Annotated in this window: 21 protein-coding genes; 13 read left to right on the top strand and 8 right to left on the bottom strand. The window is 48.4% G+C overall.

Annotated elements, in window-relative coordinates:
• The first annotated feature begins 70 nt into the window (after positions 1 to 70).
• From QFZ78_RS22060 to QFZ78_RS22045, 4 genes are all read left to right on the top strand, one after another.
• The gene (locus QFZ78_RS22060; RefSeq protein ID WP_307550717.1) at positions 71 to 628 is read left to right on the top strand and encodes a glycerol-3-phosphate responsive antiterminator; all 558 of its coding nucleotides are present in this window, start codon (positions 71 to 73) and stop codon (positions 626 to 628) included.
• A gap of 24 nt (positions 629 to 652) precedes the next feature.
• Positions 653 to 2,161, top strand: a complete 1,509-nt coding sequence (gene glpK / locus QFZ78_RS22055) for a glycerol kinase GlpK (RefSeq protein WP_307550716.1) — start codon at positions 653 to 655, stop codon at positions 2,159 to 2,161.
• 133 nt (positions 2,162 to 2,294) lie between these two features.
• Complete coding sequence (locus QFZ78_RS22050) at positions 2,295 to 4,007, top strand: glycerol-3-phosphate dehydrogenase/oxidase (protein ID WP_373461055.1); 1,713 nt, start codon at positions 2,295 to 2,297, stop codon at positions 4,005 to 4,007.
• Between the two features lie 676 nt (positions 4,008 to 4,683).
• Positions 4,684 to 5,271, top strand: coding sequence for a TVP38/TMEM64 family protein (locus QFZ78_RS22045; protein WP_307550714.1), 588 nt, complete (start codon positions 4,684 to 4,686; stop codon positions 5,269 to 5,271).
• Between the two features lie 13 nt (positions 5,272 to 5,284).
• On the opposite strand, the gene QFZ78_RS22040 is transcribed toward QFZ78_RS22045, so the two are convergent.
• Positions 5,285 to 6,166 (bottom strand): LysR family transcriptional regulator, encoded by an 882-nt coding sequence (locus QFZ78_RS22040; RefSeq protein WP_307550712.1) that lies wholly within the window; start codon positions 6,164 to 6,166, stop codon positions 5,285 to 5,287.
• A gap of 109 nt (positions 6,167 to 6,275) precedes the next feature.
• Here QFZ78_RS22040 and aroA point away from each other — a divergent pair, with 109 nt between their 5' ends.
• Positions 6,276 to 7,631 carry a 3-phosphoshikimate 1-carboxyvinyltransferase gene (gene aroA, locus QFZ78_RS22035; RefSeq protein ID WP_307550710.1) on the top strand — a complete coding sequence of 452 codons (1,356 nt, stop codon included), beginning with the start codon at positions 6,276 to 6,278 and terminating at the stop codon, positions 7,629 to 7,631.
• Here the strand turns inward: aroA and QFZ78_RS22030 are convergent.
• From QFZ78_RS22030 to QFZ78_RS22010, 5 genes are all read right to left on the bottom strand, one after another.
• Complete coding sequence (locus QFZ78_RS22030) at positions 7,628 to 8,680, bottom strand: ATP-binding protein (protein WP_373460451.1); 1,053 nt, start codon at positions 8,678 to 8,680, stop codon at positions 7,628 to 7,630. The two genes, aroA and QFZ78_RS22030, sit on opposite strands and share 4 nt — an antisense overlap.
• Positions 8,681 to 8,997: 317 nt before the next feature.
• A complete protein-coding gene (locus QFZ78_RS22025) occupies positions 8,998 to 9,738 on the bottom strand; it encodes a DUF421 domain-containing protein (RefSeq protein ID WP_307550706.1) in 741 nt (246 codons plus the stop codon).
• Between the two features lie 114 nt (positions 9,739 to 9,852).
• Positions 9,853 to 10,707 carry an SDR family oxidoreductase gene (locus QFZ78_RS22020; RefSeq protein ID WP_307550704.1) on the bottom strand — a complete coding sequence of 285 codons (855 nt, stop codon included), beginning with the start codon at positions 10,705 to 10,707 and terminating at the stop codon, positions 9,853 to 9,855.
• Between the two features lie 412 nt (positions 10,708 to 11,119).
• Positions 11,120 to 11,620, bottom strand: coding sequence for a DinB family protein (locus QFZ78_RS22015; protein ID WP_307550703.1), 501 nt, complete (start codon positions 11,618 to 11,620; stop codon positions 11,120 to 11,122).
• 154 nt (positions 11,621 to 11,774) lie between these two features.
• Positions 11,775 to 12,719 carry a helix-turn-helix transcriptional regulator gene (locus QFZ78_RS22010; RefSeq protein ID WP_307550701.1) on the bottom strand — a complete coding sequence of 315 codons (945 nt, stop codon included), beginning with the start codon at positions 12,717 to 12,719 and terminating at the stop codon, positions 11,775 to 11,777.
• A 179-nt stretch (positions 12,720 to 12,898) separates the two neighbouring features.
• Here QFZ78_RS22010 and QFZ78_RS22005 point away from each other — a divergent pair, with 179 nt between their 5' ends.
• Positions 12,899 to 13,714 carry a hypothetical protein gene (locus QFZ78_RS22005; RefSeq protein ID WP_307550699.1) on the top strand — a complete coding sequence of 272 codons (816 nt, stop codon included), beginning with the start codon at positions 12,899 to 12,901 and terminating at the stop codon, positions 13,712 to 13,714.
• A 75-nt stretch (positions 13,715 to 13,789) separates the two neighbouring features.
• Here QFZ78_RS22005 and QFZ78_RS22000 read toward each other — a convergent pair whose 3' ends face one another.
• Complete coding sequence (locus tag QFZ78_RS22000; RefSeq protein WP_307550697.1) at positions 13,790 to 15,019, bottom strand: aminopeptidase; 1,230 nt, start codon at positions 15,017 to 15,019, stop codon at positions 13,790 to 13,792.
• An 84-nt stretch (positions 15,020 to 15,103) separates the two neighbouring features.
• Here QFZ78_RS22000 and QFZ78_RS21995 point away from each other — a divergent pair, with 84 nt between their 5' ends.
• The 7 genes from QFZ78_RS21995 to QFZ78_RS21965 all read left to right on the top strand — a co-directional run bounded on the left by QFZ78_RS21995 (position 15,104) and on the right by QFZ78_RS21965 (position 21,718).
• Positions 15,104 to 16,768, top strand: a complete 1,665-nt coding sequence (locus tag QFZ78_RS21995) for a glutamine--tRNA ligase/YqeY domain fusion protein (protein ID WP_307550695.1) — start codon at positions 15,104 to 15,106, stop codon at positions 16,766 to 16,768.
• 108 nt (positions 16,769 to 16,876) lie between these two features.
• Positions 16,877 to 17,317, top strand: a complete 441-nt coding sequence (locus tag QFZ78_RS21990; RefSeq protein WP_307550692.1) for an SRPBCC family protein — start codon at positions 16,877 to 16,879, stop codon at positions 17,315 to 17,317.
• A gap of 203 nt (positions 17,318 to 17,520) precedes the next feature.
• Positions 17,521 to 17,649, top strand: coding sequence for a hypothetical protein (locus QFZ78_RS21985; protein WP_307550690.1), 129 nt, complete (start codon positions 17,521 to 17,523; stop codon positions 17,647 to 17,649).
• 31 nt (positions 17,650 to 17,680) lie between these two features.
• Positions 17,681 to 18,226, top strand: coding sequence for a response regulator transcription factor (locus QFZ78_RS21980; protein WP_307550688.1), 546 nt, complete (start codon positions 17,681 to 17,683; stop codon positions 18,224 to 18,226).
• Positions 18,220 to 19,632, top strand: a complete 1,413-nt coding sequence (locus tag QFZ78_RS21975) for a sensor histidine kinase (protein ID WP_307550686.1) — start codon at positions 18,220 to 18,222, stop codon at positions 19,630 to 19,632. Before QFZ78_RS21980 ends, QFZ78_RS21975 begins: the two co-directional genes overlap by 7 nt.
• Positions 19,633 to 19,699: 67 nt before the next feature.
• Positions 19,700 to 20,434 (top strand): hypothetical protein, encoded by a 735-nt coding sequence (locus QFZ78_RS21970; protein ID WP_307550685.1) that lies wholly within the window; start codon positions 19,700 to 19,702, stop codon positions 20,432 to 20,434.
• A 717-nt stretch (positions 20,435 to 21,151) separates the two neighbouring features.
• Positions 21,152 to 21,718, top strand: coding sequence for a DM13 domain-containing protein (locus QFZ78_RS21965; RefSeq protein ID WP_307550683.1), 567 nt, complete (start codon positions 21,152 to 21,154; stop codon positions 21,716 to 21,718).
• 58 nt (positions 21,719 to 21,776) lie between these two features.
• Here the strand turns inward: QFZ78_RS21965 and QFZ78_RS21960 are convergent, their stop codons facing one another.
• Positions 21,777 to 22,955, bottom strand: coding sequence for a winged helix DNA-binding domain-containing protein (locus QFZ78_RS21960; RefSeq protein WP_307550681.1), 1,179 nt, complete (start codon positions 22,953 to 22,955; stop codon positions 21,777 to 21,779).
• Positions 22,956 to 23,119: the final 164 nt, after the last annotated feature.

Raw genomic sequence — 23,119 nt, 5'->3', positions numbered from 1 at the left:
TGAGTTTTTTTGCTGTCATTTCCACTTATTCTGGAGTAATGATCATTTTCAAGAAACGGGGGCGATGGTTTTGTCTTTGGAAGAGCAGCGTATTTTACCGGCCATTCGCAAAATGAGAGACTTAGAGAAGCTATTTAAATCTAACTATACGTATATTGTTCTGTTAGATTGTCATATTGGGCAGTTAAAAAGTATCGTGGATCTGGGCAAAGCAAACGGAAAGAAGCTGCTGCTGCACGCTGACTTAATAGAAGGGCTCAAAAACGACGATTATGCGGCGGAATTTCTGTGTCAGAGTATTCGTCCTGCGGGTATCATTTCGACGCGGGGAAATGTAATTATGAAGACAAAACAGAATGGCTTGATCGCCATTCAGCGGCTTTTTCTCCTAGATAGCACTGCCTTGGATAAAAGCTACACGCTTTTGGAAAGGACAAAACCTGATTTCATTGAGGTGCTTCCCGGTATAATTCCGCACATTATCACGGAAGTGAAGGAGCGTTCGGGCATTCCTATTTTTGCAGGAGGACTCATTCGTACGGTGGAGGATGTGGAGCTTGCGCTAGGAGCCGGAGCAACGGCAGTCACTACATCGAATACGGAGCTGTGGCAGCACTATCATCAATAATCCTGAACATTTGGAGGTAAGGCAATGGCAACTACGGGGACAAAACCTTCTTATATCCTTTCCCTCGATCAGGGAACAACAAGCTCTAGAGCTATTTTATTTAATGAAAAAGGGAGTATTGTGCATACAGCCCAGAAGGAGTTTAAGCAGTATTTTCCGAAGCCGGGCTGGGTAGAGCATGATGCGAACGAAATTTGGATGTCGATTCAGGGCGTCATTGCGGCGGTTTTATCGGAGTCTGGGGTGCAGCCTGCAGAGATCGCGGGAATTGGCATCACTAACCAACGGGAAACAGCGGTTGTCTGGGATCGGCACACAGGGATGCCTGTGTATCATGCGATTGTATGGCAGTCGAGGCAGACAGCAGATATTTGTGAAGCGCTGAAAGCGCAGGGACTTAGTGACCTGTTTCGGAAGCGCACCGGGCTGCTGATTGATGCGTATTTTTCGGGGACCAAAATTAAATGGATTCTCGATCACGTTGACGGTGCCAGAGAGAAGGCGGAACGTGGGGATTTGCTTTTTGGCACGATGGATACGTGGCTGATCTGGAAACTGACAGGCGGGAAAGCGCATGTGACGGACTATTCGAACGCTTCGCGCACACTCATCTATAACATTCACGAGCTGAAGTGGGATGAAGAGCTGCTGGGGCATTTGGACATCCCAGCTTCCATGCTGCCGGAAGTTCGCTCCTCTTCTGAGGTGTATGGTCATACGCAGGGAAGCTTCTTTTTCGGTTCGGCGATTCCAATTGCGGGTGCAGCAGGGGATCAGCAGGCGGCTCTGTTCGGGCAAGCTTGTTTTGAAAAAGGGATGGCCAAAAATACGTATGGCACAGGATGTTTTATGTTGATGAATACCGGCAATCATGCGATTCCATCGCGCAGCGGACTTTTGACCACCATTGCTTGGGGATTGAATGGGAAAGTGGAGTACGCGCTGGAAGGCAGTATTTTCGTGGCAGGATCGGCGATTCAGTGGCTGCGGGACGGACTGCGGATGATTAAATCGGCGAAGGATAGTGAAGAGTACGCGAAGCGTGTTGCATCAACAGATGGTGTGTATGTGGTGCCAGCGTTTGTCGGACTAGGTACGCCATATTGGGACAGCGACGTTCGGGGCGCGGTTTTCGGGCTTACTAGGGGGACGTCGAAGGAGCATTTCATTCGGGCAACGCTCGAATCACTTGCCTATCAGACCAAGGATGTGCTGCAGGCGATGGAGGATGATTCCGGCATTCAGCTTAGGAAACTGCGGGTGGATGGTGGTGCTGTGAAGAACGACTTCCTTATGCAGTTCCAAAGTGACATGCTGGGTGTCACGGTGGAACGTCCGATGATTAGTGAGACGACTGCGCTTGGCGCGGCTTTTCTGGCGGGTCTGGCTGTAGGCTTTTGGAAGGATCAAGCGGAGATTGCGGCGCAGTGGCAGGTGGATAAGGCTTTTGAACGGGAAATGGAAGCTGAGCTTCAAGAGAGTTTGTATGACGGTTGGAAAAAAGCAGTAAATGCCGCAATGGCTTTTAAATAAGCGTGTGCAATGATATACTAATAACAAGTTAATATTCGGTTGGAGACTAGGAGAAGCCACAGCGGCCTATACGTGTAAACGTGTTAGGTATGTTGTGGTTTTTTTATTTTATATCCGCGAGGGAGAGATTGAGATGACGAAGGAACTTAAGCAAACCAATGATATAGGGCAACAACAGGGGTTTAATGCGCTGAAAAGAACAGAAATGCTGCAGGCCATGTCGAAGCAAACACTTGATTTGATCGTAATTGGAGGTGGGATTACGGGAGCGGGTATTGCGCTGGATGCACAAAGCAGAGGGCTTCGCACCGCGTTGATTGATATGCAGGATTTCGCCGCGGGGACGTCGAGCCGTTCGACAAAGCTGGTTCACGGCGGGCTGCGCTATCTCAAACAGCTAGATGTGAAGGTTGTTGCTGAGGTTGGTAAAGAGCGTGCGATTGTGTATGAAAATGGGCCGCATGTGACGACGCCGGAGTGGATGCTGCTGCCTTTCTATAAAGGGGGCACGTTCGGGAAGCTGTCAACCTCGCTGGGTCTGCGGGTTTATGATTTCTTGGCGGGTGTCAAAAGATCGGAGCGCCGCAAGATGTTTCGCCCAGAGGAAACCCTAGCTCATGAGCCTCTTTTGAAGAAGAAGGATCTCAAAGGCGGCGGATACTATGTGGAATACCGCACAGATGATGCGCGTTTAACGATTGAAGTCATGAAAAAGGCTGTTGAGCTGGGGGCTCTGGCGGTGAATTACGCTAAGGTTGAAGAGCTGCTGGTGGAGAATGGCAAGCTGGTTGGTGTGCGTGTGGTAGATCAGATTGGCGGCAGTGGGGTATCTTACTCGCTTTACGCAAGTAAGGTTGTTAATGCGGCCGGGCCGTGGGTCGATACGCTGCGCGAGATGGACCGCTCTAAGCATGGTAAGACGCTGCACCTGACCAAAGGGGTGCATCTGGTATTCGATCAGAGCAAGTTCCCGCTGCGGCAGGCGATTTACTTTGATACGCCGGACGGGCGGATGGTGTTTGCCATTCCGCGGGACGGCAAAACCTACATCGGGACGACGGACACGAATTACAAAGGGGATATCGCGAATCCCCGTATTACCGAAGCGGATCGCGCCTATGTGCTGCGTGCCGCGAACGAGATGTTTCCGTCCCTTGGGTTGACGGAAGCGGACGTCGAATCGAGCTGGACCGGGCTGCGCCCTCTGATTCATCAAGAGGGCAAGGATCCTTCTGAGATTTCGCGACGCGATGAAATCTTCGTGTCGGACTCCGGCCTTATCTCGATGGCCGGGGGCAAGCTGACCGGCTACCGCAAAATGGCGGAGTCGGTCGTGGACAAGATCGCCGCCATGCTGCTGGCGGAGGGCAAGGTCTCGGCGGCGCTGCCGGCGAGCCGTACCCGGACGCTGCCGATCTCCGGCGGCGATGTGGGCGGCTCCGCGAAGCTGGCGCCGTTCTTGCGGGGCAAGGTCAGCCAAGGCCTGCGGCTGGGGCTGACCGAGGCAGAGGCTGCGCTGCTCGCGCACAGGTACGGCTCCAACGTGGATGCCGTATTCGAGCTGCTGGAGCAGCACCGGGCTGAGGCGGCGCAGCGGGGCATGCCCGCCGCTGTACTCGCTGCGCTCGTGTACGCGATCGAACGCGAGATGGTCGTGAAGCCGGCGGATTTCTTCATCCGCCGCACGGGCGCCCTCTTCTTCGACATTGCGTGGGCAAAGCAGTGGAAGGCGCCTGCGATCGCCTTCATGACGGAGCGTTTCGGCTGGGACGAAGCGCAGTTGGAGGCTTACACCGCTGAGCTGGAGCAGCTGCTCCATGAAGCGGTGAACCCGCTGGAGGCGTAAGCTCCAGCGGCGCCAGCTGTTCTAGCTGTTTCAGTTGTTTAGCATTTCCACCATTTGCTCCACTGCTACTTTTTTCCGCCAGTAACTCATTGTTAGCTCCACGAGTCGGTCAAAGCCCACTAATGGGCAAGTAATGCTGCATTTTGTACAACAATTTGGAGCAATACTGGCTCTGAGGAATTAGGTGCATCGTTGCAAAAAATACAACAATTTGGCCACTTCCCGGCAGACGTCTGAGAAGAACCTTTCAGTTGCTGAGAGCAGACAAGTTAGTGGTTTTGCAGCCTGAGAAGGCAGAAAAGGCTGTCTCGGAGGCTCGAATGGAGCGAAAGTGGCGCGAGACGTCTGAAAAAGACTTCTCATCTGCTGAGAGCAGACAAGTTAGTGGTTTTGCACAATTTTGTGGCTAATGTAGAGCATCCGCAGGCGAAATCCTTCATGTGTCAATTTCGTATTTTTAACTTAAAAATAAGCAACCAGAACCTCCATGTGCTATTATGCCTAAGAGGTTCTTTTTTTCAGTTGAATCGAATTTATAAGTTAGCAACTTCGCTGCTTCGCATCAGCTTTGACAAGCGAACTCATCCTTATGGACAGCGTAAGCCTTTATCCTTCTTTAATTCGAACGTTTATCCTTGTCTTCAACTAATTGTTAAGCGAGTAGGTGTACATACATATGGGTATAACAGAACTCTTGTCCTACCTCACGGAAGAAAATTTGGCGATGATCCTGGACAAGTATCGATCACTCGGCCCCTTGCCCGGCCTTCTTTTACCTTTCATGAAATCATTCGTTCCGCCGCTTCCTACACTTGTCATTATTAGTGTAAATGCAGCTGTATATGGGCTATGGCTTGGTTTTCTTTACTCTTGGATAGGTATTGTGTGCGGGTGCTTGGTGACTTTTGCTATCGTCAAAAAAGTAGCCGGCCATCCTTATCTAGAGCGTTGGGCACAAAAGCCCAAAGTCCAAAAAAGTCTCCTCTGGGCGCGCCGTCAGGCCTTCAACTATGTGTTTATACTCAGTCTTTTTCCGGTAGGACCTTTCGTTGTGATAAATATGGCAGCTGGGCTGGTAGGCATGAAGTTTCGTTCTTTTTTGGTTGCGGTTGCGGCGGGAAAAGCGGTCATGGTGCTGTCGGTTAGCTTCATCGGACACGATCCTAAGCGATTCATTGAGAATCCATATGAGTTGATCTATGTGGCTTTATTTATTGTGATCTCACTCGTGATTAGCAAAAAAATCGAGAAGCGTTTTATGTAATTTTTTTATGTAATTAAGACGAAAGCATCTCAAGAAATTTAGCTGCCGCAACAGACGACGTCATATCTCGACGGGTCGTGATTCCGATGCTGCGGGCAGGGATGGCTTTTGTAGTTTTTAGCTCATGCAGATTACCTTCAGCCAATTCTTTTACGACGTAAGACCGAGGGACGAAAGCAACACCAAAGCCTAGCTTGGCGAATTCGATAAGCAGATCAATGCTGCCGAGCTCGATGTCGGCTTCGATCGTGACATCTTGGGATGCAAACCATTGCTCAATGAAGCGCCTAGTGCTGCTTCCGGGAGATAGGAGCAGTAAGGGGAATTGGCTGATATCCTGCGCGGAAAGTGAGTGGTCATCTTGATCACGATAGGCTTCACCGCCCACAAAGCAGTCTTGGAGGGTCATGATCGCTTGGACATCGAGATGAGGATCATCGGCAATTGGCAAATGAATAAGTCCGAAATCGATGCTGCCCTCTTTGACTCGAGCTGTAATCTCGGATGTTTTGCCGTGAGAAAGGCGGATGCGGACATCGGGATATTGTTTATGAAAGGTATCCAAATAAGGGAACAAGAAGTGCTTGAATAACGAATCACTCGCTCCGACACGAAGTTCGCCTCCTGTGAGGTGCTTGAGTGCGGACATTTTTTTCTCTCCAGCCTCCAAAAGCGCAAAAGATTGCTCCACATAAAGCAGTAATTGCTTCCCCTCAGTTGTTAGCTCCACACCCTTGGATTGCCGATGAAAAAGCTTCATGGATAAAGCCTGTTCCATTTGTTTAATCGCATAGCTGACGGATGGTTGGGTAATGTAAAGCTCCCCAGCTGCTTTGGTTAAATTGCCTGCTTTGGCGGCATGTAGGAAAATTCGGTACCATTCTAAATGGATCATGATATAGAGCTCCTTTATGGGAAGGTGCTTATTTGGTGATTTCATCTATGCCTCTGCCTCCCATTATAATTGGCTTAAAGGATACGCACAATTGGAGAGGGTGGATGAGATGCAAAATTCAACGAAACACGAGCCAGATCGGAGGGCTAGATCTCCATGGTCGCAGCATCTGGAAGGACAGGAGGTACGGTTGTCTCCGCTTCATGGAGCGGTAGATGCGACTATCAAGATACCGGGCAGCAAAAGTTTCACGAACCGCGCACTTCTTATTGCGGCTCTAGCGAAGGGGACTACTAAACTGCAGGGTATTTTACAAAGCGATGATTCCTATTGGTGTATGAACGCGCTCAGAGAGCTGGGAACTGAAATTGAGATGGATGGGGATACAGTTACGATCAAGGGAAATGAAGGACATTGGTCTGTCTCGAAAGCGGATTTGTATGTGGGAGCTGCGGGTACGGTTGCACGCTTTTTACCTGGGGCGCTTGCAGTTGGTCGTGGGGAGTGGACACTTGATGGCAGTAAGCGTATGACCGAAAGGCCTCTTGCGCCTTTATTGGATGCGTTATCCAGTTTGGGAGCGGATATCCGATATAAGGGCAATCCTGGATGTGTACCGCTGACACTTCATGCGGACGGCCTTAACGGAGGAGAAGTAACGGTTTCCGGAGCGGTTTCCAGTCAGTTTATTAGTGGCTTGCTGCTCGCAGCTCCTTATGCCAAAGAAACTCTAACCATTCAGATCGCTGATCAAATTGTGCAGCGGGACTACGTCGAGATGACATTGGATATGATGTGGGCGTTCGGTGTGAGGCCAGAGGTTCATGAGGATGGGCAAGCGATTACGATTCAGCCGAGTGTTTATGAAGCACGTACATTCATGCTGGAGCCCGATGTATCAACTTGCGGTTACTTCTGGGCTCTCGCTGCCCTGACGAATGGACGTGTACGTATTGAGGGAATTTCCGCGCAGACACGACAACCGGATATAGAGCTATTGTCTGTATTGGAGAAAATGGGCTGTTCGGTGACACATGGTGAACATTACATTGAAGTTCGGGGTACAAACCGTCTTAAAGGCGGTTTCACGGTAAGTATGCAGCGTTGGTCGGATCAGACGCTTACACTAGCTGCACTGGCCCCATTCGCGGATGGTCCTATTACACTGACGGATGCTGCGCATATCAGACATCACGAGTGCGACCGCATTGCGGCGATGTGTGAGGAACTTGGCAAACTTGGCATTCAGGTGGAGGAACATGCAGATGGGTTAACGGTGTACCCAGGGGAGCCGCAACCCGCGCTGCTCGACCCCCACGACGACCATCGGATGGCGATGGCGCTTTCGCTGATCGGCGCAAGGGTAGATGGCGTCAGGATTGCGGATCCGGGCTGTGTTTCGAAGACATGCCCAGACTTTTTTGATCGTTGGCGAGAGCTGGGTGTCGGGGTGGAGGTTATTTAAGCAAGATCACTATACACATGAATATTTAGCTTTGGATACAAAACGGCAAGATCTTCGGCTTGTTTCTCAAGCATGCTTAGCTCAAATGATTTACTAAAAATATCGCGATCTGGCAGGAAGGTAACACTCGTTCCGGTTTCCTTGGTCAAGCCTACGGTTTGGAGCTCGCTTTGCGGAATCCCATGCTTATAGTGCTGTTGGAACACTCGGCTGTCGCGTCTGATCTCAACGGAAAGCTTGAGTGATAGCGCGTTGACGACGGGCATGCTGATGCCCTTTTCACTGCCGGGTGCAAAAAATGTAGCACTTGTGCTTAGTCGGCTCATGTCTGTAAGAACAGTCTGAACACGTGGGTGTTCACTACCAGGAAGCGCTTGAACGGGGATACCACGTCCATTGTCTGCAACTGTGATGCTGCTATCCGCATGTAAAAAGAGGCTAACCTCGCTGCAGGTGCCATGCAGATGCTCCAGAATGCAGTTCTCAACAACAGCCCATAGCAGTAAGTGAGGATCATATACTTCTTGTGCTCCGCCCAAATAAGCATGCGCATTCGTCCTTGCCTCAGTCATCGCTAAATAGTCACTAGTATCCATGAGGTCAGAAGCCGCCGCCAGCAGTAATAAAAGTGGAAGCGCACGGGGGCCTGGAATGGTATACTTGCCGCCTCTCTCTTCTTGAACGAGAAGGTCCGCACCTACTAATGCCTTGATGTGATGGTAGAGTTGTCCCGTTGTCCCCATGTTCAGTCGTTCTACCAGATCCGGTCCGGTAAGAGGTTCTTGCAAGACGGATCTTAAAATATCAAGTCGCTGCTTATGAGCAAGAGCGCCCAAAATTTTGGCTGCTTTATCGCCGTCCAGTTGGATTAACTGACGGACATGCTTTTCTTGGGGCTCCCACCGGAAGCTAGCCTGATCTCCCCGATATTGTCCGGAGTAAAATACACTCCCAAGCTCAGCTGCTGAACTTTTGTTCTCAGTAAACACTTTGTTATTCTCATCTTGGTTAGGAATCAATTGCCTGACAAGCTGCTGAAGATCATTCATCTGTGCCTGCAACGCATCTAGCTCGGTACCATAATCCCGTATTGTGGTCAAAAGGATCACCTCATCTAAATTATTTATTTACGTAATTACGTAATTAAATAATAACATAAATTGCGAATGTCGTATAGTTTTAAATTCCAAATTAAGGGATAAATAATGGATAGATCCAACGCTTTCTCATCTAAAAGCCAAAAAGACGAACAGAGGCTGTCAGGACAGCGTTTGCTCGTCTTTTTTACCACATAAGAAAGTATAATTTTCGGTACCCGAAAACCGCTTTCTTATTGGCGATAAAACCTACATCTAAACGCGGTCGCTCATCTTTGATTGGCCTCGATAGAGGTTTTCTCATTGGTATCTAAATTGGTATATACACGTATTTGATCTTGATCATCTATGGTAGCTAGGTCAACATCCTTCATATCGAGATGTATTGCCTGAATCTGAGCTTCCAGCCATGCGTGGTCTTTTCCCAGCTGAGCAAGCAATTTATCATCGCTGGAACCTTCAACAATAATCGGCTTCACGAGAGAGAACGACGATGTTGGTATGTTCATATCTTTTGCGGTGACAGGTTGATACTGAGGCTCGAGGAACACGGAAATGATTCCTCCTGGCTCCCACAGCGAAAGTGCGACTTTGGTTATATCCTCAATCTGCTGCTTGCGTAGTTCAGAGAATAGGTGATCAACGGAAATTTTGGCTTTGCGCAGATTTTTCATTTGAATCTGTCCATTTTTAATTAACCTAAGAGGTGGCGGGTCTAAATAATGCTTAAGGAATTTCCACTTTAGACTAAGCCAGGAGGTTGTCAGATATAGGACTATGAGTACAATCGTGGTGATCATGGAGCCAGTTAATGCTAATTTCTCGTCCGAGAGCGGGTGGGCAATAATATTTCCTAGAATGAGAGCAATTATGAAATCCAGAAAACGCAATTGGGAGATGGAGCGCTGCCCCAAAGCTTTGGCCGCAATTAATAAGAAGAGATAGCCTACCACAGCGCGCAATATCCACTGGATCGTGGTTAGAGATTCTTGGCTATGAAAGAAGTCCAATTCACGTCACACTCCGAAAATGAGGGTAAATGCTCGTATAATGTTTCCTTGTTTTCCAATTTTTATCCATGCTGGATGGTAAGACTGAAGGGATTCTTGAGGGGATTCCAATGCCTACTCTTTTGTTGGTGTTAATCCTACTTGGCGTTCGCTCCAAGTCCAAAACTGACGAGCTAGCTCCTCGTCTTGGGCTCTGGCTGAGACAGGCGCGATCTTCCGCCTGTAGTAGTACTCGCCGCTGACCGTTCGTACATCCGGGCTCGTGGCCAAATACACCGCCGTCTCGGCGCCTTGCGCCGGCGTCAAGAAGAATGGCCGCAGCATCGCATGCACGGCCTTGCCAAACCCGGTGCCGCGATCGACACCGAAGTTCGTGCTGACGGCCCCGGGGTGCAGGGAGTTGGCCGTGACGGAAGTGCCTGCGAGCCGCTTCGCCAGCTCGCGGGTAAACAGGATATTCACCAGCTTCGACTGGGCGTATCCGCTCCAGACACGATACCCTCGGGTGAGGTGAGGGTTGGTTAAATCAATGCGCCCGATTTTATGGGCGCCGGAGGAGACGTTCACGACCCGCCCCTGCGGGGAGCTGACGATAGCGTCCAGCAGCAGGTTGGTCAGCAGGAAGTGGCCGAGATGGTTGATACCCATCATCGCCTCGAAGCCGTCTGCTGTAGTCTGCCGCTTCACGGTGATGACCCCCGCGTTGTTCACAAGCACATCCAGCACACTGTGCTTGGCATGGAATTCCGCGGCGAAGGAACGGATGCTCGCAAGGGAGCCGAGGTCGCACAGCATAAGCTCGATGCGCTCCGAGCCGCTCTGCTTCCGCGCCTCGATCAGTGCCTGCTCGCCTCTTTGGCGGTTGCGGCATAGCATGATGACATTGGCGCCTTGGCTGGCTAGCGCCACGGTGGTAGCCAGGCCCATTCCTGAGTTAGCGCCCGTTACGATAACCCTTTGATTTTGCATCGGTTCGCCTCCTTTTTTTGGAATAGCTCATAGCGTATGCCTTGTATTGTTTGAGGGGTTATCATTAAATTCTGTTGTAACAAATACAGTGGTATCCGAGAGAGAGGAAGCTGCAGGAGCTTCTGTTGTAAAGTATACAATGGAATTCACTGTTTATTGAGTAAAATTGGCGTTTAAGGAAATTCCCATCGAATGACGTTCAAAATATATACAATCCCTAAAAAGCCAAAAAGAGCACACGGATGTGCTCTTTCATCTTTTTCGAGCTGTTTCGAGTTCTTCCAAGCTCTTTCATTCTCTTTCAAGTTCTTTCAAGTTCTTTCGAGTTCTTCCAAGCTCTTTCATGTTCTTTCATGCTATTCCACTGACTAGCTCGTTCTCAACGACTTCATAACTATTGATCTACTAAAAATCACACCAACGGCTGCATGCCGCGCTCCAACCAGTCCTCGCGAGTCGGACCGTAAATGTCCGGGACTCGAAGTCCGGCTTGACGCATCAAGACGATCATTTCACCACGATGGTGAATTTCATGCGAAATAAGCATACGCAGCGTTAGGCCATTGGGCCACAGTTCGCCATACATATCGGTGCTTTCAGCGAGTTTAGCATCCGTCCACTGGGCCTGGATAGCTTCGGCTAGCCCGGCTGAGGAGGAGCGGTAGGTGTCGGCAATTGTCTTGGCGGATGCTGGCGCGTGTTCTTCGCCTTCGGGAGCATCGAATGTAAGACCAGTACGTGAGATCATTTCGTGAATGGTAGTGGCGATATGCCAACCCAATTGTCCTAGAGAGCGGAAGTCGGGCGCAATTTGCTGTTTAAGTGAAGCATCTGTCAAAGTGTCCATTACGCGCTGGGTAGCTTTTGCTTCATTGTTCCATTCATTTACAAAATCTTCGATTGTTCTAAACATGGGTGAGCCTCCTTAGAGTTTTTCGCCAGAAAAACTGACGTCGTAAGCATAAGCTTGCGTTTTTCGCCAGAAAAACCGGCATAGTAAGCATTCATAAATTGGTTTCGCCTACTTCATAACCTCATTATAGACAACCACCACTGACAACGTCCTGTCAGTGTTCATTTGCATAGAGTTGAACAATTTTTTCAGCTTTATCTTTGATGATGGCTGCAATATGGACCGGCTCGAGAATACGCAGGCTGGGACCATAGCTAAGAAGCATGCCATGCAGCCATGGTTCATCCGGTTGAGTGGCGGTAATCATCAAAGAGCCGTCAGCTTGAACGATAATTTGCTCAGGACGGAAATAATCCTCTACTTGAGCGCGAACGTTCGGCTGCGCATGCAGCACGAGTTTAATGAGCGAGGAGGGGTCTCTTTTGCCCCAGGTATGATCTAGCTGTTCTAAGGTTCCTTCTTTACGTTCAAAGGTTCTCTGAAGCACTTCAATCTCTTTCATACGAGATAATCGGAAGACGCGAAAATCTTGACGCAGCAGGCAGTAGCCGTACAGATACCAGCCAAAGCCTTTGACCACAATGCCCATAGGTTCTACAGTTCGCACAGACTGCTCACTTTGGGAAGTAATATATTGAAAGGAAATCAGCTTGGATTCCTTAATTGAAGTGCGCAGGGTACTCAGCTTCTCTTTGTCCTGATTGCTGCCACGCCAAGGATTCATATCTATAATAAGTTGATTGTTTAGGTTAGCGACGGTGTTTTGTTCCGATTTCGCCACGAGAGCACCGACTTTATCAAGAAGGTTGCTGATCTCTTGGTCGCCGACGGTAGAGCGGATTCCTTTAAGGCCTACAATAATAGATTGGAGTTCATCAAGGGACAGAAATTGGCGATCCAGCCGATATTGGTCCATAATTTCGTAGCCACCGCTCATCCCTGCATAAGAAACGACAGGAACGCCAGCTTGGTTAATGGCCTCAACGTCTCGGTAAACCGTACGTAAAGACACTTCAAAACGCTCCGAAAGCTCTTTAGCGCTAATTCTTCTTCGATTGAGAAGCAGCATGGTAATGGCAAGCAGACGATCAATTTTCAAGAAAAGCACCTCATCGATTCATATATGTTAACTTTAACATTCGATTTCAGAGAAAGAATTCCCTTTGTGGAGTTCCGCATACCCGATGGAAAATTTTGAAATAATAAGCCGAATTCAAATCTCAAAGCGGAGAGACTTTGAGCTACGCTCAAAGATCCCTATATTAGGAGTCGGATTACATGTTTAGAAAATACGTTAAAATCGTCCTACACACAGCAGTAATTAGTTTGCTATTGAGCAGCACATCCGTATGGAGAGGTGGACCCGTGTCCGCTGAAGAGTTACCGCCAACACCGCCGCCACAAACTGCACAGCAAGGCGAACTTATACAAACGCGTGAAATTGATGTCACTGGTGAAGGCAAACCAGATACGGTATCCCTGATAGGGATGAAGTCGGATAATAGCAGCCCGTACTATGATAAGCTATTTATTACCGTTGTAGGACCGGTTCAGACCCAAGTGGTCATCCCGCTTGAAGGTGGATATAACCCCCAGATGGATTTTTGTGACTTTATTCAGGACAAGCTGCCTCAAATATATGTATCCGCCGAAACAGGGGGCAGTGGGGGGCTATCCTACTACTATATTTACTCTCTGAAAAATAATGTTCCGACTGCGATCCCGCTGCCTAGTCCCCTTCGTGTAAAGGCTACCTTTAAGAAAAACTATGTGGTACAGCTGAAACTAGAAGAGACAGGGAAGTCATTCAAAATTGATCTCAAAGACCGCAAGGACGATTATGATAAATTCGGTGTGTACAAAAATGGCATGGTAGTTAAGCCCATTATTGTGAATGTCAATGATTATGGCGCTCTGAAGCCGATGGATGTAGATCGGGATGGGTACTGTGAGCTGAGGGGTATTCAGCGAATCACAGGTATTGCGAATGCAGATACACTTGGATACGCCCTCTCCGTTTGGAAATGGAAAAAGGGAAAATGGATTTTAAAGGACTCCTCGATTGTCAAAACGCTGCCTGGCAAGTTACGTTAAAAAAAGACCGCCATCTCACGGAGAATATTGTTCCATGTTGTGGCGGTCTTTTTATTAAGTCCTGCGGTGCCGTTCTTATGCCCAGTTTCCTTTGCGGAACAAAGGTTCGCGGCTTCCATCTGCCAGAATGCCATCGATCTCCATGTCAGCTGCGCCGATCATGAAGTCAACGTGGATTAAGCTTTTATTGTAACCATTCTGGGTTAACTCCTCAGGGCTCATCGTCGTTCCGCCTTCAATCGTGAACGGATATGAATTACCGAGGGCTACGTGACAGGAAGCATTTTCGTCGAATAAGGTGTTGAAGTAAATGAGTCCTGACTGTGAAATGGGGGAGTCATAAGGCACAAGTGCCACTTCACCCAAGTAACGAGCGCCCTCATCCATGTCCAGCATCTTATTCAGCACTTCTTGACCCACCTCAGCGGTCGCTTCAACAACTCGGCCATTCTCGAATTTCAGGCTGAAGCCATTGATTAGGGAACCTTGATAGCTGAGAGGCAAGGTGCTGCGAACGGTTCCGTTCGTGCCATTTCGTGCAGGCATCGTAAATACCTCTTCGGTTGGGATGTTCGGCACGAAGAAAATACCTCGTTCTGACTCGCTCCCTGCAGCGACCCATTGATGCTTAGGGGCTAGCTCTATGTATAAATCTGTACCAGGAGCTTTGAAATGCAGCTGCTTGTACTTTTTGTTGTTCAGCAGGTTCTGCTTGTCTGTCAGCGTTTCGATATGCTGTTTCCAAGCGGCAACAGGATCTTCTTTATCCACGCGAGTTAGTTTGAAAATTTGCTCCCACAGCTTGTTGATGCGCTCGGTTTCGCTCAAATCCGGGAATACCTTAGCCGACCATTCCGCTGTTGGGAAGGAGACCATCAGCCAGTTCACCTGATTGCTGCGCAAATATTTCAGGAACCCTTCACGCGCAGTAGCCGTAGTTTTGCTAGAGATGGCGACCCGCTCAGGGTCTACATCTTTAAGCAAATCGGAGTTAGGCGCGTAGATTTGGAGGAAGGCTGCACCGTCCTTCGCCATCTCCTCTAGGCCGCTTGCTCGCCACATGGGGTACTCGCGAAGCGTGGATTCCGGAGCGTGCTTGAGGCGCAGCGCCTTCACTTCATCGTCGTCCCAGTCGATGACGACATCTTTGGCGCCAGCGTCGTAAGCCTTTTTCGTTAGCTTGCGCACGAAGTCAGCACAGGCGATCGGAGTCATGATGACGACAGTTTGGTCTTTTTGTACGTTTAATCCTACACGAATCGCAAGCTCTGCATATTTATCTAAATAATGTTCGAATGTCTCCATGTCGCTGGCTCCTTTATATTTTAGTAAGATTTAGTGTATGATAGAAAATAAAACTTTAACCCGTGGGAGAAAGGCTGGGCGAATATGGAAACGAAGAGTACAACGATAAGCACTCCATCCAATTTCATTAAGAACATTGTAAACGAAGATCTGAAATCAGGCAAAGTCAGTCAGGTCATTACCCGATTTCCCCCGGAGCCGAACGGTTACCTTCATATAGGACATGCGAAGTCGATCTGTCTTAATTTTGAGCTTGCGGATGAATTCAAAGGGTTAACGAACCTTCGCTTCGATGATACGAATCCGGTTAAGGAAGATACAGAATATGTAGAATCTATTAAAGCCGATGTGGCATGGCTTGGTTTTCAGTGGGATGGCTTGTTCTTTGCATCGGATTATTTCGAGGAAATGTACAACCGCGCACTGGTACTGATACGCAAAGGTTTGGCGTATGTGGATAACCAAACAGCAGACGAAATCCGCGAAACCCGCGGGACGCTTACACAGCCGGGTACGAACAGTCCTTACCGCGAACGCAGTATCGAAGAGAATCTCGACTTGTTTGAACGTATGCGTGCCGGAGAATTTAAAGATGGAGAGCGTGTTCTTCGTGCTAAGATCGATATGTCTTCGCCGAACATCAACCTGCGCGATCCAATCATTTACCGTGTCGTGCATGCCCATCACCATAATACGGGAGATGCTTGGTGCATTTATCCGATGTACGCTTTCGCACATCCACTGGAAGATGCCATCGAAGGTGTTACGCATTCCATCTGTACGCTCGAGTTCGAAGACCAACGCCCGTTCTACGATTGGGTTATTCGCGAGTGTGAGATGCCGAATGTGCCTAGACAGTATGAATTTGCACGCCTCAACCTAACGAATACGGTGATGAGTAAAAGAAAGCTGAAACAGCTTGTCGACGAGAAAGCCGTTGACGGTTGGGACGATCCGCGGATGCCTACCATCTCCGGTCTGCGCCGCAGAGGCTTTACGGCTGAATCCATTCGCAATTTCTCTCGCGAAATCGGCGTAGCTCGCAGCTATAGCGTTGTCGATGCGAAGATGCTGGATCATTTTATCCGTGAGGATTTGAAGTTGAAGGCGATGCGTACGATGGGTGTTCTGAATCCGCTCAAAGTCGTGATCACGAACTACCCTGAGGATCAAGTCGAAATGCTGGATATGGAGAACAACGCAGAGAATCCGGATATGGGCAATCGCCAAATTCCGTTCTCCCGCGAGATCTACATCGAGCAAGACGATTTCATGGAAAATCCGCCAAACAAATATTTCCGGTTATTTCCCGGCAACGAAGTGCGGTTGAAGAACGCCTACTTCATCAAGTGCAATGATTTCATCAAAGATGAGAACGGCAAAGTGGTTGAACTGCACTGCACCTATGACGTGGAAACGAAAAGCGGCAGCGGCTTTACCGGTCGTAAAGTCAAAGGAACGATTCACTGGGTGGATGCAAAGAGTGCTGTACCTGCGGAGTTCCGCCTGTATGAGCCGTTGATTCTCGATAACCAAGAGAACGAGGATGCTTCGTTCTTGGAGAACTTGAATCCGAACTCGCTGCAAATTGTGCAAGGTTTCGTGGAAGATAATATGAAGCAAGCGCAGCCGCATGATAAGTTCCAATTTTTCCGCCACGGCTATTTCAACGTAGATCCGAAACATACCACAAGCGACAAACTGGTGTTTAACCTGATTGTCTCGTTGAAAAGCTCGTTTGAAGTGTAAGCAATATTAATTAGGGGGTCACAGGGGTGACTCCCTTTTTTGCATACAGATTCCAGAAGGTGGACAAACTTTTTCCATAATAGATAGGATGAGAGATGGGGCATTTCTATGCAATTAACGTTTACACAGGACATCAAAGCTCCAATTGAAAAAGTGTTTGTATGTGTGGATGAGGAAGAGAAGCAAAAGCTTTGGATGGAGGGGCTAGTTGGTACGGAATATATAGGGAAATATGATCCAAACCAGCCTGTAGGAACCAAGTTTAAGCAGAAAATCAAAGAAGGCGGCCGGGTGCAGGAGTATGATGGTGAAGTGACAGCTTATGAAAAACCGAAACTGCTTGGGGTGAAGCTTTTCAATAAGATGTTTAGTGTTGACGTACGTTACCGTTTTACGGAGATCAGCGGGGGAACGCGGATGCAGTATGATTGTGAGCTTACCTTTCATCACTGGATCGCGCGGCTGATGGGGTCGCTGTTCGGATGGTTCACGAAAAGGATTTTTAGGAAGCAGATGCAGGCATTTAAATCGTTGGCTGAAAGCTTGTAAGTTATTTCGATTGAGTTGAAAAAAACGGTAGACCCGATTATTCCTTGCTGCAATTGGCTAGGGAAGGATCGGGTTCTTTTTGTGCTAGGAGATTCTCGTTTAATGCTTTTTGGTAAATATTCCTGTACTATTTGATTGAAGAGACGAAAACAGGTCTCATAAACGAAATCATATAGAAAGCAGCTTCTTAAGGAGAGTGCCGCGTGACAACCGTATTGGTGGTAGATGATGATCTAAATATTTGCCGGATTACGAAGTTGTATTTGGAGAAAAATGGCTATATGGTAATAACCGCAAATGACGGTGAACAGGCGCTAACCCCAGTTCGATGAGCTGAACCCAGACTTCATTGTACTTGATATTATGATGCCAAAACGCGATGGCTGGGAGGTCTGCCAGAAAATTCGTGCGAAGAGTGATGTTCCCATTCTCATGCTGACGGCAAGAGGTCACGTGGATGAGCGAATTGAAGGTTTGCAGATGGGCGCCGATGATTATTTAGTGAAGCCCTTTGACCCGAATGAACTGGTTGCTCGTGTGACCACGATTCTCCGCAGGACGCTGCTCCGCACAGAAGCTGCTGCGCCTGCTCATCTATATGAAGTGGGCAGCTTGCGAGTGGATAGTCTGTCCCATGACGTGACTGTAGAAGGGCAGTTCGTTGCCTTGCCCAAGAAAGAGTATGAGCTGCTGCTGTTTTTCGTACGAAACCCGAATCAAGTATTTACCCGGGAGGACCTGATCGCCAAGATATGGGGTTGGGATTTCGAGGGCGAAGACCGCGTCGTGGATTTATATATTAAACGTTTGAGACAAAAGCTTTCTGTTTTGACGAATAGGAAAGAGGACTGGAGCATCCGTACCGTATGGGGTGTCGGGTATAAGTTTGAGGGTCCTGGTGCATGCTGAACTCCTTTTACCGTAAGCTGTTATTTATCTATATTTCTATAACGGTTGTGTCCATTCTTGCCATTTCAGGAACCATTGGCTATACGATGAAACAGAAAACCTATGAACGCAGCGAGAAGCTCCTGCTAGAAAAGGTGGAGCAAGTGGATGAACTGGCCAAGGACTTGTTCGATAACTCAACACAGCTGAAGGATTTCCGTAAGCAGATTAGCGCCATTGAGAAAACGTCGAACGTTCGCGTTGCCGTTATCAAGCATCCAAGAGCAAATCTGGATAAGATTCAGTCGGTAGGCGAGGCCCCAGCACGTAAGGAATGGGTGGATAAAGTGCTGTCGGGTAATCAAGTGACGGTGCGTAGCAATTTTGCTCAAAATAGTACGGTGAAAATGCTCATTGTCGGGCGACCTGTCATGCAGGAGAACCGCATCATTGGCGGGATTTTCTTATACACGCCAATTATCAATATTCAAGGGACTATCAATGGCATTAATCGAGCGATATTCATATCTGCCTTAACGGTTGCGTTACTAGCGATTGCTATCCTGTACTTCGTTTCCAGACATTTCATGAAGCCGATTCAGCTCATGAGTAAAACCGCAGAGGCTTTGGCCCTGGGAGATTTCAGCGGAAGGGTGCCAGTCAGAGGTAAGGACGAAATCGCCTCGCTGTCAGGATCTCTGAATCGTATGGCCGGTAAATTGCAGAAGGTAGAAGAGGGGCGTAAGCGATTTCTATCCGAAATTTCGCATGAACTGCGGACGCCGTTGACCACAATTCGAGCTTCCCTGCAAGGGATAACGGATGGCGTTGTTGAGCCTGAGGATGCGAAGGAATTCATCCAAGTATCTCTTCAGGAGACCCTTCGACTAAGCCATTTGGTTGATGATTTGATGGAGCTGTCATCTTTTGAGGAGAAGCAGGTCAAATTAAACCTCCAGGATGTCGATGTACCTGACTTAATAGGGCTGGTGGTTACCCAACTCAAGATGAAAGCCAAAGCAAAGCAGATCGAGTTGAGTTCGGAGGCGGAGGGGCCTTACTTGGTTTATGCGGATGCAGACCGATTGAGGCAAGTTTTTATCAATTTGCTGGATAATGCCATTAACCATATTCCCGAAGGATCTAGTGCAGGTATAAGGGTGAAAGTGGTCAAAAATGAACGCTGGATCGAAGTGTGGGATAACGGTCCAGGAATCGCACCTGAGAAACTGCCGCATCTATTTGATCGTTTCTATAAAGCGGACGAAAGTCGCAACCGTTCCGGCGCAGGCCTCGGTTTGACAATCAGTAAACATATCATTGAAGCTCATGGTGGTTCGATTCGAGTGGAATCTCAACTTCAAAGGGGTACGGTATTTAAAATATTTTTGCAGTCGCCTAAGCTTCGCCGCATGACAAACTTATGACATAACTATTCGGTAAGATAGGTTTGTAAGGTAAACATAACCATAAACGAATCGAGGAGCGATACTTATGTTGAAAAAATTAACAGGCCTTGCGTTGGTAGGCGCGATTGTATTGTCTGTTCCGGTGGCGGTTTTTGCCGAGAACATACAGGAGGCTGCTGCAGCACCAACAAGCAAGTCCACTAAACCAGTTAAGCAGCTGCTTCAGGATAAAGCGCAAATTTTCGGTATATCAACAGATGGCAAAACGAGTGAGCAGATCAAAGCTGAGCTTAAAGCTTTAAGTGCAGCCAAACACACGGAGCAACTGAACAAAGCGGCAGCGAAGCTGGGCATAAGCACAGACGGCAAAACAGCGGAACAGCTTAAAGCTGATATTCAAGCTGCTGTTCAGGTGAAGCTGAAAGAGAAGGCAGTTAAGCTAGGTGTTAGTGCGGATGGGAAAACGAATAAAGAGCTGAGAACAGCGCTTAAGGCAGCCGTTTTACCGAAACTGCAGGAAAAAGCGGCTAATCTTGGTGTTATTACTGATGGAAAAACAAATAAAGAGATTAGAACCGAGCTGCAAGCGGCAGCTTTATCAAAACTGCAAGAGAAAGCAACAGAAGCGGGTGTCACAACGGAAGGCAAGACAGCCAAAGAAATACGCGCTGCTTTAAAGGTGAGTAAAGAGGGCAAAAAGGCAGAAGCAGTGAATAAAAAAGCCGCTAAATTAGGCATCTCCACGGAAGGTAAGACATCCGAGCAGGTATTGGCTGAAATAGAAAGCACATTGAAAGCGAAATGGGAGAAGCAGGCGTAGAAGTAGGGTGGGAGAGTGTAGGAGAAGTACGGGAGAAGTGCAGGAGAAGTGCAGGAATACAGGGGAAGTAATAAAGAAGTGCAGAAGAAGTACTGAAGTAGTACCGAAGAAGTACAAAAGAAGTACAAAAGAAGTACAAAAGAAGTACAGAAGAAATACAGAAGAAATACAGAAGAAGTAGAGAAGAAGTACTGAAATAGTACTGGAATTGTAGAGTAACAGGGTAAGGATAGGAACAAACCTCGAGGGCGGTCTCGGGGTTTGTTTTTTGTATTCATTTTTTCTTGGCTAATGGGTCAAAGTTGTACAGCGTACAACAATTTCGTTGATTTCTTCTTCTTGAGCTGTCGAAGTTGTATTTTGTGCAACAATATAACCTAATTTCCTTCTATAGAGCTACTTTTGGGAGAAAATGTTGCAATTTCTACAACAATGGCCGGGAAAATGCGAAATAGCCATCCCATTGTTGTACAAAATACAAGATTCCCTTTGATCAAACATTCGGACTGGCTAATAATTTTATAATGATAAATTTTACCGAATCCAACTTATATTTCTGCAAGGAACATTGATAAACACGATCATCAAAAATGACAGCATAAGCCGATAGCTCGAATACAAACTTGATTTTGTATGGATTTCGTAAGACTTTCTTAAGATAGTTACGTTATGGTGATAGTAGAGCTTAAATTCATGTAGGTGATGGAGGTGTTTGGCATGAGAAAGCTGCAGAAGACTTTGAAAATTACGGCAGTTGGTTTCGGTGTCGCTCTGCTGGTTGTAGGATGGTGGCTTCTGAAGCCTTTGTTTATTGATAAGGAAGTTAATGAAGCCTTGCCCATCGCATCCCAAATCGAGCAAGGCATCGAAAAGACAGCTGATAAGGACAAAGAAACCGGCGATTTGGAGAACAAAACTCCGACCATGGCAGTTGCGGATATGGAGACAGCTAATCAGACTGCTGCCATGTTTGAAGGAGCCTTTGTCGATGGGGAGCCAGGGCACCATGCGAAGGGGAAAGTCGTTACGTTCGTTAATGGGGATACGACGATTCTTCGTCTAGAAGATCTGGATGCGACCAATGGACCGGATTTGTACGTATTCTTGGCGAAGCCTGGAAGTAAAACAGGTGAAGGCATTAACCTGGGTAAACTGAAAGGCAACATTGGAAATCAGAACTATGAGCTTCCACAGGATACAGACCTTAGCGTCTATAGTAAGGTTGTTATCTATTGCAAGCAATTTAGTGTGGATTTTGGCTATTCTGACCTTAAGAAAAGCTAGTAGTCCATTACACCATAGTTCCCTATAAATTAGAAAATCTCGAGGGCAGCCTCGGGGTTTATTTTTTTTGATTAGTAAAGAGAATATCTCGCGTATTGGCATCAGGTGCGATGAAATCAAACAACTGTTCCGCTTCCTCGGCAACCGCTGCGTGTTCAACCTGGGATAATGGCTCGAATAAGTTGATGGTCAAAATAGCCGATTTGCGTTTCTGCGTGATGGACCATATACCGCGAACAAAACCATCGACAATCAGCGTGGCTCGGATGATGCCATTGTCCGTAAACACCAGATGCTTATCTTCATCACGCATGATGCGGGTGCGATCGTCGTAGGACAGGAGCATATTGTCGAACTCCGATAGGAATCGTGGCGGAGCTGGGGTAGCAGGGTCTGGCCGAGGTGCGTCCGGCAGATCGAACAGCTCGTTTCCTTGCTCGTCGCGAAAAGAAAGTAAGCTGGGGCGCAGCCGCTCGATCACCTCGCGCAGCCGAGTAAGCCCGGACCAGACCTGCATATCCTTGACGGATGCAGGTCCGAAGGCCGCTAGGTAGCGCAGCAGCATGGCTTCGGGGTCTTGCCCTTGTGCCAGCGGGCGGCCGAGCCAAGCCTCCGCCGTGGTGTGGGCGGCCTGCCCGCTGGCGCCCCAGATGCCGCGGGGCGGCACCTGGACAAGCGGTAGGCTGCAGCGCACCGCTTGAGCCAGAGCCGTGGCATCGCGCTGCGGCCACTGGGCTTGGAGGCACTTGCCGAGCTCACTGAAGGTGAGCGGCCGCGCCTCAAGAAGCGCTCGCCCGGCGGCGGCGAGTGCGTCTAGATCCAGTTCGGCAAGCTTCTTGCCGAACGTGCCCTTTAAGGCGCGGTCCTGCACGGACTGCAGGGCGGGGCGCAGCGTCAGGCAGTCTTCGGCCGTGACGAGGTGGATCGTCGAGCGCATGAGGGCGATGCGCACGATGCTTCTGTCCATGATGAGCTGAGATAGCTCCTCATGGCCAAAGTTCTGCAGTCTAGTCCACAACGCCACGTAGGGTGGGTTAGGAGCTTGCGCCTGCAGGCCGATGAGGTGCTGGACAGCCTGGAAGATGGGCATGTCCGAGCGCTCGAGGAGCAATTGCCGAGCTAATAGTGCTCGGTTTAAGGCACGCTGACTGAGGATTTGGCTAGCACAGCCGGTCATGGCTGGTTTAGGAATGTCCGTTTTAGCGCAGCCCTCGTCTGAAGAATTAATTAACGACATGTGCACATGCCTCCTATGATTTGAACGATCATTTGCTTTGTAAATTCCATTATATAACAAGTTACTGACAACGTAATGTCAGGGAGGAATGCATGTTTTATGATCAGATAAGTTGTTTCTGTTGGTATCAGCACGATACAATGGAATTAACGAATATCCGAGAG

This window comes from Paenibacillus sp. V4I5, from assembly GCF_030817255.1.
GTDB lineage: Bacteria > Bacillota > Bacilli > Paenibacillales > NBRC-103111 > Paenibacillus_E.
This window is presented reverse-complemented; position numbering and strand designations above follow the sequence as displayed.